The sequence below is a fragment of the Aequorivita marina genome, assembly GCF_031631895.2.
Classification (GTDB): domain Bacteria; phylum Bacteroidota; class Bacteroidia; order Flavobacteriales; family Flavobacteriaceae; genus Aequorivita; species Aequorivita marina.
The window spans coordinates 145,274-159,343 of record NZ_JAVMBW020000005.1 but is presented as its reverse complement, the minus strand read 5'-3'; the positions used below and the strand labels follow the sequence as shown (position 1 = coordinate 159,343).

11 protein-coding genes are annotated in these 14,070 nt (G+C 39.3%); 7 read left to right on the top strand and 4 right to left on the bottom strand.

Going from position 1 to position 14,070, the window contains the following annotated elements; genetic code table 11:
* Positions 1–52: 52 nt before the first annotated feature.
* Genes QPK98_RS08790 through miaB form a run of 3 tightly spaced genes read right to left on the bottom strand, consistent with a single transcriptional unit; the run spans position 53 to position 3,376 of the window.
* The gene (locus tag QPK98_RS08790; RefSeq protein ID WP_310992841.1) at positions 53–565 is read right to left on the bottom strand and encodes an LptE family protein; all 513 of its coding nucleotides are present in this window, start codon (positions 563–565) and stop codon (positions 53–55) included.
* A gap of 42 nt (positions 566–607) precedes the next feature.
* Positions 608–1,885, bottom strand: a complete 1,278-nt coding sequence (locus tag QPK98_RS08785; RefSeq protein WP_310992840.1) for a sigma-54 interaction domain-containing protein — start codon at positions 1,883–1,885, stop codon at positions 608–610.
* Positions 1,886–1,933: 48 nt separating this feature from the next.
* Positions 1,934–3,376 carry a tRNA (N6-isopentenyl adenosine(37)-C2)-methylthiotransferase MiaB gene (gene miaB / locus QPK98_RS08780; RefSeq protein ID WP_310992839.1) on the bottom strand — a complete coding sequence of 481 codons (1,443 nt, stop codon included), beginning with the start codon at positions 3,374–3,376 and terminating at the stop codon, positions 1,934–1,936.
* A 559-nt stretch (positions 3,377–3,935) separates the two neighbouring features.
* Between miaB and topA the strand changes: the two genes are divergently transcribed.
* The 7 genes from topA (at position 3,936) to QPK98_RS08745 (ending at position 13,563) form a co-directional block, all read left to right on the top strand.
* The gene (gene topA, locus QPK98_RS08775; protein WP_310992838.1) at positions 3,936–6,476 is read left to right on the top strand and encodes a type I DNA topoisomerase; all 2,541 of its coding nucleotides are present in this window, start codon (positions 3,936–3,938) and stop codon (positions 6,474–6,476) included.
* Positions 6,476–7,639, top strand: coding sequence for a formimidoylglutamase (locus QPK98_RS08770; RefSeq protein ID WP_310992837.1), 1,164 nt, complete (start codon positions 6,476–6,478; stop codon positions 7,637–7,639). The genes topA and QPK98_RS08770 overlap by 1 nt, the downstream gene beginning before the upstream one ends.
* A 111-nt stretch (positions 7,640–7,750) precedes the next feature.
* Positions 7,751–9,124: a T9SS ring complex lipoprotein PorK/GldK gene (gene porK / locus QPK98_RS08765; RefSeq protein ID WP_310992836.1), complete on the top strand. Its 1,374-nt coding sequence runs from the start codon at positions 7,751–7,753 to the stop codon at positions 9,122–9,124.
* A gap of 62 nt (positions 9,125–9,186) precedes the next feature.
* Positions 9,187–9,843 carry a type IX secretion system motor protein PorL/GldL gene (porL, locus tag QPK98_RS08760; protein ID WP_310992835.1) on the top strand — a complete coding sequence of 219 codons (657 nt, stop codon included), beginning with the start codon at positions 9,187–9,189 and terminating at the stop codon, positions 9,841–9,843.
* 44 nt (positions 9,844–9,887) lie between these two features.
* Positions 9,888–11,459, top strand: coding sequence for a type IX secretion system motor protein PorM/GldM (gene porM / locus QPK98_RS08755; protein ID WP_310992834.1), 1,572 nt, complete (start codon positions 9,888–9,890; stop codon positions 11,457–11,459).
* Between the two features lie 19 nt (positions 11,460–11,478).
* The gene (gene porN / locus QPK98_RS08750) at positions 11,479–12,375 is read left to right on the top strand and encodes a type IX secretion system ring subunit PorN/GldN (RefSeq protein ID WP_310992833.1); all 897 of its coding nucleotides are present in this window, start codon (positions 11,479–11,481) and stop codon (positions 12,373–12,375) included.
* A 135-nt stretch (positions 12,376–12,510) separates the two neighbouring features.
* Complete coding sequence (locus QPK98_RS08745; RefSeq protein WP_310992831.1) at positions 12,511–13,563, top strand: NAD(P)/FAD-dependent oxidoreductase; 1,053 nt, start codon at positions 12,511–12,513, stop codon at positions 13,561–13,563.
* 15 nt (positions 13,564–13,578) lie between these two features.
* Here QPK98_RS08745 and QPK98_RS08740 read toward each other — a convergent pair whose 3' ends face one another.
* Complete coding sequence (locus tag QPK98_RS08740) at positions 13,579–13,965, bottom strand: DUF983 domain-containing protein (protein ID WP_310992830.1); 387 nt, start codon at positions 13,963–13,965, stop codon at positions 13,579–13,581.
* Positions 13,966–14,070: the final 105 nt, after the last annotated feature.

Below are 14,070 nucleotides of genomic sequence, written 5' to 3'. Positions count from 1 at the left end.
TCTAACGGAGGCGTCTCTTTTGCCTCCTTTTAGAGCTAGGATACTTAAAATGCTACCAATTTGCAAGCGATTTGTTAAAAACATCTTGGGTTATTCGTTCAAAAACAACAGCTACCGCAGCGTCCAGTTTTGATCCCGTTAGCTGGGTTTGTCCGTCATAATCGTAATAAAACGAAAATGATTGTTCAAAATCTTTGAGTGGGTCCTTGGTATTGTAGAATCTAACAGCTACAGAGATGGTTAGCCTATTTTGGGCTGCCGTACTATTTGAAGTGGCTGTAATGGGCGCAATATAATATTGTGTTATTTCTCCTTCATAAACTAAATCGCCACCGCGGTTAACAAGATCTAAGCTAGTTTGGTTGAGCAGTAAATCCTGTAGCTCTTGGGTAAAATCGCGATCAATACCCGGTTCTACAATTGGGGCGTTATTCTTAAAGTAATTTACCTGCACCGTTTGGGTTGTACTGTAGTCAATATCGGCCCCTGTAAATGAATATGGGCCGCAAGCCTGCAAGAAAACAGCGAGTCCGAGCAATAATAAAATTGAATATATTTTTGACATTCTAAGTGAATCTAAGTTTTTTATACAAGCCACAATCGGCTATCACAGATTATATTGTTTTATCTTTCTGTATAACGTACGTTCCGAAATACCGAGTTCATCGGCGGCGTCTTTTCGTTTCCCTTTATATTTTTCTAAAGATTTTTTAATGAGCTCCAGTTCTTTTTGTTGAAGCGAAAGGTTTTCCTCTTCTTCAATGTCTTCGGCATACTCATATTTATCATCGTGTTGGTCTGAAGCGTGTTCTGGAATACTGAATACTTCAACATCAGATTCAGTTTCAATATTTTCGTCCTCAATAATGGAAGCCAGCTCTTCTTCTGCTTCGGTTTCTTCAGAATATATTTTATTGATGAGTGAAGATTGTTCTTCCTTAACCTTTGTGGTATTACCGGTTTTCATCAGTTCTAGAGTCAGTTTTTTAAGATCGTTTACATCGCGTTTCATATCAAAAAGCACTTTGTAAAGAATCTCACGTTCACTGCTAAAATCGCTTTCGGCCTTTTTATTGTTTACAATTGCCGGTAGGTTGCTGCCCATGTCTGGCAGATAATGCTTTAAGGTGTCGTACGAAATCTTGCGGTTTTGCTCTAAGACTGAAATTTGCTCAGCCACATTGCGCAACTGGCGCACATTCCCGCTCCATCTATACTTGAGCAATAAATCTGTAGCACGCTCGTCTAAACGAATGGTGGGCATTTTGTATTTCTGCGCAAAATCTGATGCAAATTTTCTAAAAAGCAAATGGATGTCTTCCTTGCGTTCACGAAGGGGCGGCAGATTTATTTCTACGGTACTCAACCTATAATAAAGATCTTCCCTAAATTTTCCTTTTTCAATGGCTTCTACCATTTTAACATTGGTAGCTGCCACAATGCGCACATCGGTTTTTTGGGTTTTTGAAGACCCTACTTTTAGAAATTCGCCGTTTTCTAAAACACGTAGTAGTCGTACTTGTGTTGGGAGTGGCAGTTCGCCTACTTCATCAAGAAAAATGGTACCGCCATCGGCCACTTCAAAATACCCGCTACGGGTTGTTGTGGCACCGGTAAATGCACCTTTTTCATGACCAAATAATTCACTATCTATGGTCCCTTCTGGGATTGCACCACAGTTAACAGCTATGTATTTGCCGTGTTTTCTATGCGAAAGCGAATGGATTATTTTAGGAATGCTTTCCTTTCCCACGCCGCTTTCACCTGTAACCAATACCGAAATATCGGTAGGTGCCACCTGAATAGCTTTTTCTACGGCTCGGTTTAACTTTTGGTCGTTGCCAATTATCCCGAATCGTTGTTTTGTTGCTTGAATGTTTTCCATATTAATTTCCCACAGAGCAGGAACTGCTTATTTGTTGCTTAATATTATTCAAAAGTTACTTTTTTCAACCGCTTCTCCAATAAGTGTTGCCGTAGTGCAATCGGTTATTCTTACTTTTACAAAATCGCCAGGTTTGTAATGCTCTTTCGGAAAAACAACAACGCTGTTGTGCTCTGTTCTTCCGCTCCATTCGTTTTTATCCTTTTTAGATTCTTTTTCTATCAAGACTTCTACAGTTTTGCCTAAGGCTTCTGCGGTACGAAGGGCACTGTGCTTTTGTTGAAGATCGACAACCTCAATGAGTCTTCTTTTTTTAACCGTCTCGGGAACGTCATCCTCCAGTTTTCTTGCGGCCATGGTTCCGGGCCTTTCAGAATATTTATACATATAGCCGAAGCTGTATTTTACATACTCCATCAAGCTAAGGGTTTGTTTGTGGTCCTCTTCGGTCTCGGTAGGGAAACCAATGATCATATCTTGCGAAATAGAACAATCTGGAATGATTTCCCAAATTTTATCAATTAGTTCCATGTACTCCTCACGGGTGTGCTGGCGGTTCATTTCCTTTAAAATTCGCGTGCTTCCACTTTGAACAGGTAAGTGAATATGGTTGCAAACATTATCGTATTTAGCAACAACGTGCAAAACGTCTTCGCCCATATCCTGCGGATTACTGGTTGAAAACCGCACCCGCATATTAGGCTGAGCTTCCGCGACCATTGCCAACAAGTGCGAAAAATTAGTTGCAGTGGCTTTTTGCATTTCCGAAGCCTTTTTAAAATCCTTCTTTAATCCGCCACCATACCATAAATAACTATCTACATTCTGCCCCAGCAAGGTAATTTCCTTATAGCCTTTTTCGCCCAGGTCGTTTACCTCTTTTAAAATGCTGTGTGGGTCTCGGCTACGTTCGCGACCACGAGTAAAAGGCACTACGCAAAACGTACACATATTGTCGCAACCGCGAGTAATGCTTACAAAGGCGGTGATTCCGTTTCCTCCCAAACGCACGGGCGATATATCGCCGTAGGTTTCGTCTTTTGATAAGATTACATTAACGGCTTCACGACCTTCTTCCACCTCTTTTAAAAGATTTGGGATGTCTTTATATGCATCGGGGCCAACTACCAAATCGACAATTTTTTCTTCTTCAAGAAATTTTTCCTTTAAACGTTCGGCCATACAGCCTAAAACGCCAACTTTCATTTTTGTATTGGTGCGTTTTACGGCGTTGTATTTTTCCAGACGCTTACGAATGGTCTGTTCGGCTTTATCGCGGATAGAGCAAGTGTTTACGAGTACTAAATCTGCTTCTTCCAATGAGTTGGTGGTATTGTAACCTTGTTCTGCAAGAATTGAAGCTACAATCTCGCTATCGCTAAAATTCATTGCACAACCGTAGCTTTCTAAATAGAGTTTCTTAGAGTTGCTTTCTTTGGCTTCAAGCGTTAGTGTGTCTCCTTGAACTTTTTCGTCAATAATCTTTTCCATAAAAAATCAAACTTCAATGTAAATATAAAATTTACGGTAATGAATCGGCAAAGATACAATTAATTGCTAACGGTGACAAAGTGGCAGATTGGTTTTTAGAAAACTTTATCAACTGTAAATCGTGCGTTCATTCTTGGTCTTGGTGTAGATAGCGGTTTATATTTTATTTTAGTCGTGTCCGACTAAGATATAAGACCGCTGCGCTGAAAGACATAAGACGTAAGACTTGCTTTTTAATAGATTGAAAACTAGATAAAATTGATTAAACATACTCTTTAATTGATAAATTTTGATGCTAAGTATAATAGCATGCTGTCATTAAATAAAAACATTCTTATTGCCTATTATCTTTGACTCAACAAATTTTCTCACTCTTTTAATCGGACACTAATGATTTTCTTTAAAATTGGCTGCATTTTTGGTTGGTATCAAATAAGTTTAAAGCGGAAATGATTCTAGTAATTATAGGGTGTTTGGGGATAATACTATTCAAATTTCACAAGCTTATGGATTCGTATTAAAAAATTCCTATACTTTTGCAGTCTTAATTGAAAAGGATATGGCAAAGAATTTAGTGATAGTTGAGTCCCCTGCAAAAGCAAAAACCATTGAAAAATTTCTTGGGAAAGATTTTAAGGTGTCCTCAAGTTTTGGGCATATTGCAGATCTTCCATCCAAGGAATTGGGTGTTGATGTTGATGGAGATTTTACGCCTAAATATACAGTAAGCAGCGACAAGAAAAAGTTAGTCGCAGAATTAAAGGCACTTTCCAAAAAAGCCGAAATGGTTTGGCTAGCAAGTGATGAGGACCGCGAAGGAGAAGCTATTGCATGGCATTTAGCTGAAGAGTTAAAGCTGGATAAAGATAAAACCAAGCGAATTGTTTTTCATGAGATTACCAAATCGGCAATCTTAAAAGCGATTGAAAACCCGCGCCAAATAGATTACAACCTAGTTAACGCCCAACAAGCCCGTCGTGTTTTAGACCGTTTGGTGGGCTATCAGCTCTCGCCCGTGCTTTGGAAAAAAGTGAAAGGCGGACTTTCTGCTGGTCGAGTGCAGTCTGTAGCAGTGCGCTTGATTGTAGAGCGCGAACGCGATATAGAGGCTTTTAATCCAGTTGGATCTTATAGAATTGATGCGGAGTTTGTTACGCTAGACGGCAGTAAGTTTAAAGCGAAGCTTCCAAAGAACTTTAATACTGAAAAGGAAGCGCGCGAGTTTCTTCAAAAAAATCTAGGTGCCGATTATAAAATTTCAGATTTAACCAAAAAGCCAGCCAGTAAGAAACCTGCTGCTCCTTTTACTACTTCAACATTACAACAGGAGGCGGCGCGAAAACTGTATTTCTCTGTTGGAAAAACAATGACAATCGCACAGCGTTTATATGAGGCCGGACTTATAACCTATATGCGTACCGATAGCGTAAACCTTTCTAACGATGCAAAAAAGGCAGCGGAGAAGGAAATTATTTCTTCCTACGGAAAAGAATACAGCAAGCCGCGTAATTATAAAGGTAAAAGCAAGGGTGCACAAGAAGCTCACGAAGCTATTCGCCCTACAGATATGAGCCAGCATGGAATTTCTGGCGATCGCGATCAAGCACGATTGTACGACCTTATCTGGAAACGTACCTTAGCCTCCCAAATGAGCGATGCGCAATTGGAACGTACCAATGTTAAAATTGATGTTCTTTCAAAGGAAAAAGTTTCAGAGAACTTTAGCGCAAATGGCGAAATGATAAAGTTTGAAGGTTTCCTAAAAGTATATTTAGAGGGGACCGACTTTGAAGAAGAAGAGCAAGAAGGTATGTTGCCAAATATGAAAAAAGGCGATGCCCTAGAGCGCAATTATATTACGGCAACCGAGCGGTTTACCCGACCTCCTTATCGTTTTACAGAAGCTTCGCTGGTAAAGCAATTAGAAGAACTCGGTATTGGCCGTCCGTCAACCTACGCCCCTACTATCTCTACGATTATAAGTAGAAACTATGTTGAAAAAGGTAGCGTAGAGGGTGTTGAGCGAAAATATCTTCAGCTTACACTTCAAAAAGAAAATATTAAGGACAACACCTTAAAGGAAACTGTTGGCTCCGATAAAGGCAAGCTCGTGCCTACCGATATTGGGATGATTGTAAACGACTTCTTGGTAGGTCATTTTGAAAATATTCTCGATTACAATTTTACGGCAAGAGTAGAGCAGAATTTTGACGATATTGCCGAAGGAAAAGAAGAGTGGACGCAGATGATGAAAGATTTCTATGCAAAATTCCACCCACAGGTAGAAGATGTAGAACAAAATGCCGAACGTGAAAGTGGGGAGCGTATTTTAGGTGAAGATCCTGAAACTGGTAGAACAGTCTTGGTTCGCTTAGGAAAATACGGCCCAATGGCACAGATTGGCGCACCCGATGATGAAGAGAAAAAGTTTGCCAGTCTTCGTCCAGATCAGCAACTGCACTTGGTTACCTTTGAAGAGGTAATGGATCTTTTTAAACTTCCGAAGACATTGGGGGTTTATGAAAATGAAGAAGTAGAGGTTAACAATGGTCGGTATGGGCCTTATGTACGTTTTGGGAAAACCTTTATCTCGCTTCCAAAGGGCATGGATCCGCTAGATGTAGATATGGCTTTTGCTAAAGAGCTTATAGAAGAAAAGAAAAAAGCCGATGCTCCTATATATACGTATGAAGATTTACCCGTACAAAAAGGGGTTGGACGCTTTGGTCCGTATATCAAATGGAACAACATGTTTATTAATGTGAACAAGAAGTATGATTTTGATAACCTTTCGGACGAAGATATTGTCAAGCTTATTGAAGACAAGAAACAAAAAGAAATTGATAAGCTAATCAACGAGTGGCCAGAAGAAAAGATTAGGATTGAAAAAGCACGTTGGGGACGTTTTAACGTTAAAAAGGGAAAGACTAAGGTGGAATTACCAAAAGGTACTGAAGCCGATAAAATAACATTGGAGGAAGCCAAGGAAATACTTGCAAAGAAGAGTCCGAAGAAGAAGAAAAAGGCTGCAGCCAAAAAGAAGACTACGGCTAAAAAGAAGACTACTACAAAGAAGAAATCCACCGCTAAGAAAAAATAATGATAGAGTTTTTAGCTCCAGTTTCCAAAAAAGTATTGGCACATCGCGAACTCCTACCCGTGGGAACCTTGGGTAAGCAGTTAGCAGTCCATTCAGAAAAAGGGGAACTACCAGGCTTAAAAAATGTTAAATTTGCCATTCTTGGTATTGCCGAAAATCGCGGCGATATTGATTACCTCGGCAGTAATGTTAGTTTTGATCCTTATCGAGAGGCCTTATACTCTCTTTATCCGGGCAACTGGAATTACAATATTATTGACCTTGGCGATATCGCAAAGGGAGAAACCCTTGAGGATACCCGTTTTGCTGCTAAGGAAGTTATTGCTGCCTTAATGAAAAAAAACATTATTCCGCTTATTTTAGGTGGCAGCCAGGATTTAGCATATGCCCAATATCGCGCTTATGATACGTGCGGAAAAATGGTTAATGTAGTTAATATTGACAATCGCTTTGACCTTGGAAATGCCGAATTGCCCATTTCAAATAAGTCATACGTGGGGAAAATGGTGGTAGATCAACCGTATAATCTTTTTAATTACAGCGTGCTTGGATACCAATCTTTTTTTAACGCACCTCAGGAAATAGCCTTGATGGAAAAGTTATTTTTTGATGCTTTTAGACTGGGGGAAGTCACGGCAGATATTACAGCGGTAGAACCCATATTGCGTAATGCTGAAATGGTTACATTGGATGTTACCGCAATAAAAAGCGCAGAATTAAGTTATAAAAATAACCAGAGCCCAAATGGTTTTGACGGTCGTGAAATTTGTGCCATTTCCCGTTATGCCGGTATTAGCAATAGCGTAAAGTCATTTAGTGTCTTTGAGCTTAGCGATTCTATTAAAACTAAAAGTGGCGCTATGCTGGTGGCTCAGATAGTCTGGTACTTTATTGAAGGTGTTAATTTTAGAGTAAAAGATGACGATTTTGACAATGATGAGCTCTTTACATCATATATGGTACCTATTGAAGATGAAGTATTAGAGTTTAAAAAGAGTAACAAAACAGAAAGATGGTGGATTGTTTTGCCTTTTCTTTCAAATGTTAATAATAAATTAAAAAGGCGAACGTTATTACCTTGCACTTATGGCGAATATTTGAGTGCATGTAATCAGGAATATCCTGAGCGGTGGCTAAAAGCCCGCCACAAAAATGAAGTATAACCAAACATTACAATTAAAACGGGTTGCGTGGTTTTTCAAAAAAAAATTGTTTTTTATAAAATTTATAGATACGTTTACGCCCTGAAATCCCGAAATTTAACCAAAATACCTATGAAGAAGTTTATTGCATTAACTGCGATCGTTGCCTTTTTATTCAGTTGTGACTCCGGAGATCGAGGAGAACTGGTCGGGGTAAAAGGTAAAAAATGGCATCCTGAGAAGCCATATGGAATGACGCTTATCCCAGGCGGGTCCTTTATTATGGGTAAAAGTGAGGATGATTTTGTTGCCGTTAACGATGCGCCAACAAAAACTGTTACCGTTAGGTCTTTTTATATGGATGAAACGGAAATAACAAACTCAGAATATCGCCAATTTGTACATTGGGTACGAGATTCTACCGTACGACTTCGATTGGCTATTATGGCCGATGAAATTGGTGCAACTCCAGGTGATGGAGGTGTAGGGGAATTTGCCTTTGTTGATCAGGAAAATGAAGAAATGACCCCGTACGAACAGTATATGTACGACAATTATTTCGGAATGGGAGAAGATTACTACGCTGGAAGAAAGCTTAATGATGATACCCGTTTAATTTGGAACACCGCAGAGTATCCAGACGAATACTATTCAGAAGTTATGGATACCATGTACATTCCCGCAGAAGAATCGTACAACGGGCAACGCACAATTGATGTAACCAAACTAAAGTTTCAATATACCTATATGGATATTGACGGTGCCGCACGAGACAAGTCTAAAAGAAGAAAAGATTTTATTAAAAAAGAAGAATTGGAAATCTATCCAGATACTACCGTTTGGATCAGAGACTTCAACTACTCATATAATGAGCCAATGCACAATGATTACTTTTGGCACGATGCCTACGGCGATTATCCTGTAGTTGGGGTAAACTGGAAACAGGCAAAAGCCTTTTGCGCATGGAGAACGCTCTATAAAAATGCATATCAAAAATCTAAAAAACGTCCGCAGGTGAACTCTTTCCGTCTTCCAGGTGAAGCCGAGTGGGAGTATGCGGCACGTGGAGGCCTTCAGTCAGCTGCTTATCCTTGGGGCGGACCATACACCAAAAATGATAGAGGGTGCTTTATGGCAAACTTTAAGCCCTTACGTGGCGATTACGCAGCCGATCAATCACTATATACCGTAGAGGCCGAATCTTATGAGGCCAACGACTACAACTTGTACAACATGGCTGGGAACGTTGCCGAATGGGTAGCTTCGTCTTATGATCCTGCTTCGTATGATTACTCTTCATCAATGAACCCTAATGTGAACGATCCAGACAATATGCGAAAAGTTGTTCGCGGTGGGTCTTGGAAAGATGTTGCTTATTACCTACAAGTAAGTACTCGCGATTTTGAATATGCAGATTCTGCAAGAAGCTATATTGGCTTTAGAACTGTTCAAGATTATATGGGTACCGATGTTACCTTAAATGAAAGTTTTGGTGACGCACGCTAATTCAAGAATTACTAAACTAAAATAACCTTAATCAAAAACTCTCAACTAAAAATTAATTTATTATGGCAAAATCTAAATCCTCGAAAAAACTTTTTAACATGGCCTATGGCCTTGGAGCATCAGTTGTAATTATTGGTGCACTATTTAAGATTACCCACTTTGAAATTGCGGGAATAGGTGGTAACCTGTTATTGACCATTGGTTTGGTTACCGAAGCAATAATTTTTGCTATATCAGCTTTTGAACCTGTAGATGATGAGTTGGACTGGTCTTTAGTGTATCCTGAATTAGCTGGGGGTGCAGGATCTACCAAAAGAGCATTTTCAAAAGAAGAGCCAACTGAAGCACAAGGTGTATTGTCTAGAAAATTAGACGAAATGCTTAAAGATGCACGTATAGATGCTGACCTTATGAATAGTCTTTCATCTAGTATCCGCTCTTTTGAAGGCGCTACCAAAAGCATGGCACCTACTGCCGAAGCAATGAACTCTACTAAAAAATACAGTGAGGAAATGGCTTTTGCCGCTGCACAAATGGATTCATTAAACAGCTTGTACAAAACTCAGATTGAGTCAACTAGTCGTCAGGCCGAAGCGAATAAAGAAGCTGCTGAAAATGCAGAGCAATTAAAACAACAAATGAAGCACTTAGCTACTAACCTTTCTTCACTGAACGGAGTTTACGGAGGTATGCTTTCTGCAATGACACCAAAAAACTAAGATAGGTTCTCACCTTAATTATTAATCTTTAAAAAAGAATAAAAATGGCAGGAGGAAAACTATCCCCAAGGCAACGAATGATTAACATGATGTATTTGATATTCATCGCCATGATGGCGTTGAACATGTCAAAAGAAGTGCTTTCGGCATTCGGCCTTTTAAATGAACGACTAACGGAGTCAAATACCGCTGCAGAAGCTAGAAATATGGCTTTTATGGAAAACTTGGCTACCAAAGCTGCTGAGCAACCTGAGCAATACAGTTCAGTAAAGACTAAAGCAGACGAGATAAATGCAATATCAGGCGAATTTGACGCTTACCTCGCAGGATTGAAAACTGATATGATGAGTAAGATTGATTCTGAGGATACCCAAAACTACGAGGTACAAGATAGATCAGATCATTTAGATCAAAAACTATTCAACGGCGATAAGTTTACTAAAGCTGGGCAAGAATTCTTAAATCAAATAAATAAGTATAGAGACGGCGTTATTGCTGTAATGGGAGACGACCCAAGATACCAGAGTATCGTTGCAGATGTATCGAAGAAATTTGAAACAGATCCAGTAAAACGTAATGACGGCGTAACCGTACCGTGGTTAAACTATCATTTTGAAGGCTTCCCGATGGTGGCTTCAAGAACAAAGTTGACCCAGATGCAGAGTGATATTAAAACTACCGAAAACGAAATTTTATCGAATATGCTGGCAGGACAACAAGCCGCGGCATTGTCTTTTACCCAATACAACACGCTTTTAGAATCGTCTAAAAGTGCGTATTATGCAGGTGAAGAATTTGACGGAGGAATTGTTTTAGGGCGTAAAGATCCAAATACAAAACCAAACGATGTAAAACTTACTTTAGATGGCACGCCGTTAAGTGAAGATCAATATGAGGTTGTAGGAGGGAAAGTTATGTTGAAGATTGGTGCTGGCTCTCCTGGAGACCACAAAATTGAAGGAAACTTAATCTTTACCGAAGACGGCGAAGACACCGAAGTACCGGTTAACTTAAGTTTCTCTACAATATCAAAACCAAACTCAGCTGTAATTGCTGCAGACAAAATGAACGTAGTATATCGTGGAGTTGATAACCCAATGACGGTTTCTATTCCTGGTATTCCAGATAGTAAGGTAAGTGCTTCCGCAAAAGGTCTATCTAAAGTTTCAGGTAGTAAGTATATGATGCGTCCTGGTGCTGGTAGAACGGTTACTATTACGGCTAGTGGAACTTTGCCAGACGGTACTGGAATTAGAACTCCGGCTGAATTCCGTATAAAAGATATACCGAGTCCAGTTGGTACCATTCGTGGAGAAGATGGTAACGGTGGCCCTGTACGTATGGAACGCGGAGGTTTAGCAATATCTAGTGTTGGAGCTGCTTTACAAGACTTCGACTTTGCATTAAAACTTAATGTAACCGGGTTTAGCTTTAAAGTTTCAGGACAGCCAACAGTTAGGGTTAACGGAAACAAACTTAATGGCGCTGCCAAATCTGCCCTTAAAAGAGCAGGTCGAGGTGAAACCGTACAAATATTCGATATTAAAACCAGTATTTCAGGAAGTAGCGTTAAGCTAAAAAGAACTTCTCCGGTATTTATTGAATTGACAAACTAGAAATAAAATCCTTATAGGTATGAATTTGAGAAATGTTGTTTTATGTGTTTTTGGTCTTGGAATAATGGCCGGTGCAAATGCACAGGTTAATATTCTTAATGCCAAATCACCAGAAGAGATTGGCAAAAAGTCCGAAGCGCAGATTGCTTATGATAACGATAAACCGTTGCCTTATGGCTATACGGACGATCGCCACATTATGTGGTCCAAGGCTACTTGGGAAATCATAGATTTGGACGAACGCGTCAACTTTCCGCTATATTACCCTATTGATACCAATAACATTGGTGGCTCTAGACGTTCGTTATATGATGTCTTGGTGAAAAACATCAAGAACGGAAAGATTGAAGACGTTTATTCAGATTCATATTTTACCGAAAAACGTACCTTGAAGGATATTGAAGCCTCCTTGGTCTATAGTGATACTACAGATTTAGGAATTGAACAATTTAATGCTGAAGGGGTTGTAGATCCACAATATATTCGTCGCTTCTCTTTAGATGCTGGAGATATCCAAGAATACCGCATACGGGGTTTTTGGTATATCGATAAGCGCCAAGGCGAGCTTAAATATAGGTTGCTCGGTATTTGTCCGGTAGCAAATGAAGCCCGTTCTAAGGCCTTTGATGATGGCTTGGATGCAAAAGTAGAGTTGTTTTGGGTTTGGTTCCCAGGCGCACGTGAGGTTTTACACGAAGCCCAGGCCTTTAACCGTAAAAACACCTCGCAACCTGTTTCCTTTGACCATTTACTCAACTCGAGACGCTTTAATGGCCTAATATATAAGGAAGACAATGTTCAGGGCGATAGAGAAGTAAGCGATTACATTAATGATAACGCCTTAATGCAATTGTTAGAGTCTGACAGAATCAAAGAAAAAATACGTAATATTGAATTAGATCTGTGGAATTACTAATCCATACATTCTAAGCTTTAAAAAACCCTTCACCTTCTATATTGGAAATTGAAGGGTTTTTTGTTCCTAACAATTGGATTTGCTTTTTTGGTGGAAGCAGTTCTCGGAAAAATAGTTAAAAGATTAATTATAGTTATGAAACATGTAGATTATATTGTGGTAGGGCTCGGTATTGCAGGTGTAAGTTTTTGTGAGCAGCTTAAAAAGCACAACAAGTCCTTTATTGTAGTTGACAACAACGAGGAGGGATCTACGGCAAAGTCGGGTGGTGTTTTTAACCCAACCGTACTAAAACGCTTTACAGCAGCTTGGAATGCTTCAGCCTTTTATCCTGCTGCAAGAAGTTTTTACAAAGAAGTTTCTGAAAAGATATCTTGTAATATTTTTCGCGAAACCCCCATTTTACGGATATTGAAAAGTGTAGCGGAACAGAATAATTGGTCCGTGGCTACCGATAAAAAGGAGTTACAACAATTTCTCGCTTCTGAATTTATAAAAAACACGAATCCAGCAATTGATGCTCCGTATGGTTTCGGAGCGGTTTTAGGAACAGGTCAAATTGATGCCCATAGATTACTAGCTGGTTATCGCGATTATTTAGCATCTGAAAATTTATTGCTTTCTGAAAATTTTGAATACCATTTGCTTCAAGAGAAGAATAATGCAGTTGTTTATAAAGATATTTCAGCAGCAAAAATTATTTTTTCCGAAGGTGCAAAGGCGGTTCAAAATCCTTTTTTTCCGAAGCATGCAATAACCGGCAACAAAGGTGAGTATATTGTAATCAAAGCTCCCGAATTAAAAATGGACAACCTGTTAAAAGGTCCAGTATATGTTATTCCTTTAGGCAATGACACTTACAAAGTTGGCGCAACTTATAGCCGTGACGATTATAGCTTAAACCCAACCCAAGAAGCTAAAGAACAAATACTAACAAAGCTTAGAACAATTACGCAATCTTCTTTTCAGGTTGTAGCACATACAGCAGGGGTGCGACCAACCACAAGAGATCACCGCCCGTTATTAGGGGCTTGGGAAGAAAGTTCAAATATAGTTTTCTTTAATGGTTTAGGGTCTCGCGGTTTTTTAATGGCGCCTTTATTGGCCGAAATTCTCTATAGGCATGTAACCGAAAATGTTTCGTTGTCTAAGGAAATGGATATAAAAAGAACCCGAAACTGGAAATAGATGCAGCTTAGGTTTTTAACGCTCGGCAATTTCCTTATCGTAGTCAATAAATAGGTTTATCCAAATATTCCTAGAAATCCGCACGATATAAGGAAAGAGTATTACCAAGGATAGAATAATGACCAAAAAGGTGTAGTTTCTGTCTAAACCAATAAAAAAATAAGCAATTATAAAGGCGGCGATGGCAATAGCCGTTCCTACGCCATAGCTAACATACATTGCCCCAAAAAAGAAAGAAGGCTCTATTTTATATTTTTTGCCGCAATTGCTGCAATGTTCATGCATTTCCATGATTTTGTTAACCTTATAAGGGTTGTTCTCCAAATACATATCGCCTTTATGGCACACGGGACAAGTGCCTGTAAAAATACTGTAGAGTTTGGTGCCTTTTAATAATTTCATGGTCAGCTTTTTTAACGCTGCAAATTTAAGCATCTTTGCAAAAATTTTGAGGCTAATTGCTGAATAATAGAAATTCATATTTTTAATTCCTATTGCCTCATACTT

Bases quoted from the DNA above. Each gene is read 5' to 3' on its own strand.
- QPK98_RS08745 (WP_310992831.1), top strand. From the start codon at position 12,511: ATGAAACATGTAGATTATATTGTGGTAGGGCTCGGTATTGCAGGTGTA.
- QPK98_RS08785 (WP_310992840.1), bottom strand. From the start codon at position 1,885: ATGGAAAACATTCAAGCAACAAAACAACGATTCGGGATAATTGGCAAC.
- porL (WP_310992835.1), top strand. From the start codon at position 9,187: ATGGCAAAATCTAAATCCTCGAAAAAACTTTTTAACATGGCCTATGGC.
- QPK98_RS08770 (WP_310992837.1), top strand. From the start codon at position 6,476: ATGATAGAGTTTTTAGCTCCAGTTTCCAAAAAAGTATTGGCACATCGC.
- QPK98_RS08740 (WP_310992830.1), bottom strand. From the start codon at position 13,965: ATGAAATTATTAAAAGGCACCAAACTCTACAGTATTTTTACAGGCACT.
- porM (WP_310992834.1), top strand. From the start codon at position 9,888: ATGGCAGGAGGAAAACTATCCCCAAGGCAACGAATGATTAACATGATG.
- QPK98_RS08790 (WP_310992841.1), bottom strand. From the start codon at position 565: ATGTCAAAAATATATTCAATTTTATTATTGCTCGGACTCGCTGTTTTC.
- miaB (WP_310992839.1), bottom strand. From the start codon at position 3,376: ATGGAAAAGATTATTGACGAAAAAGTTCAAGGAGACACACTAACGCTT.
- topA (WP_310992838.1), top strand. From the start codon at position 3,936: ATGGCAAAGAATTTAGTGATAGTTGAGTCCCCTGCAAAAGCAAAAACC.
- porK (WP_310992836.1), top strand. From the start codon at position 7,751: ATGAAGAAGTTTATTGCATTAACTGCGATCGTTGCCTTTTTATTCAGT.
- porN (WP_310992833.1), top strand. From the start codon at position 11,479: ATGAATTTGAGAAATGTTGTTTTATGTGTTTTTGGTCTTGGAATAATG.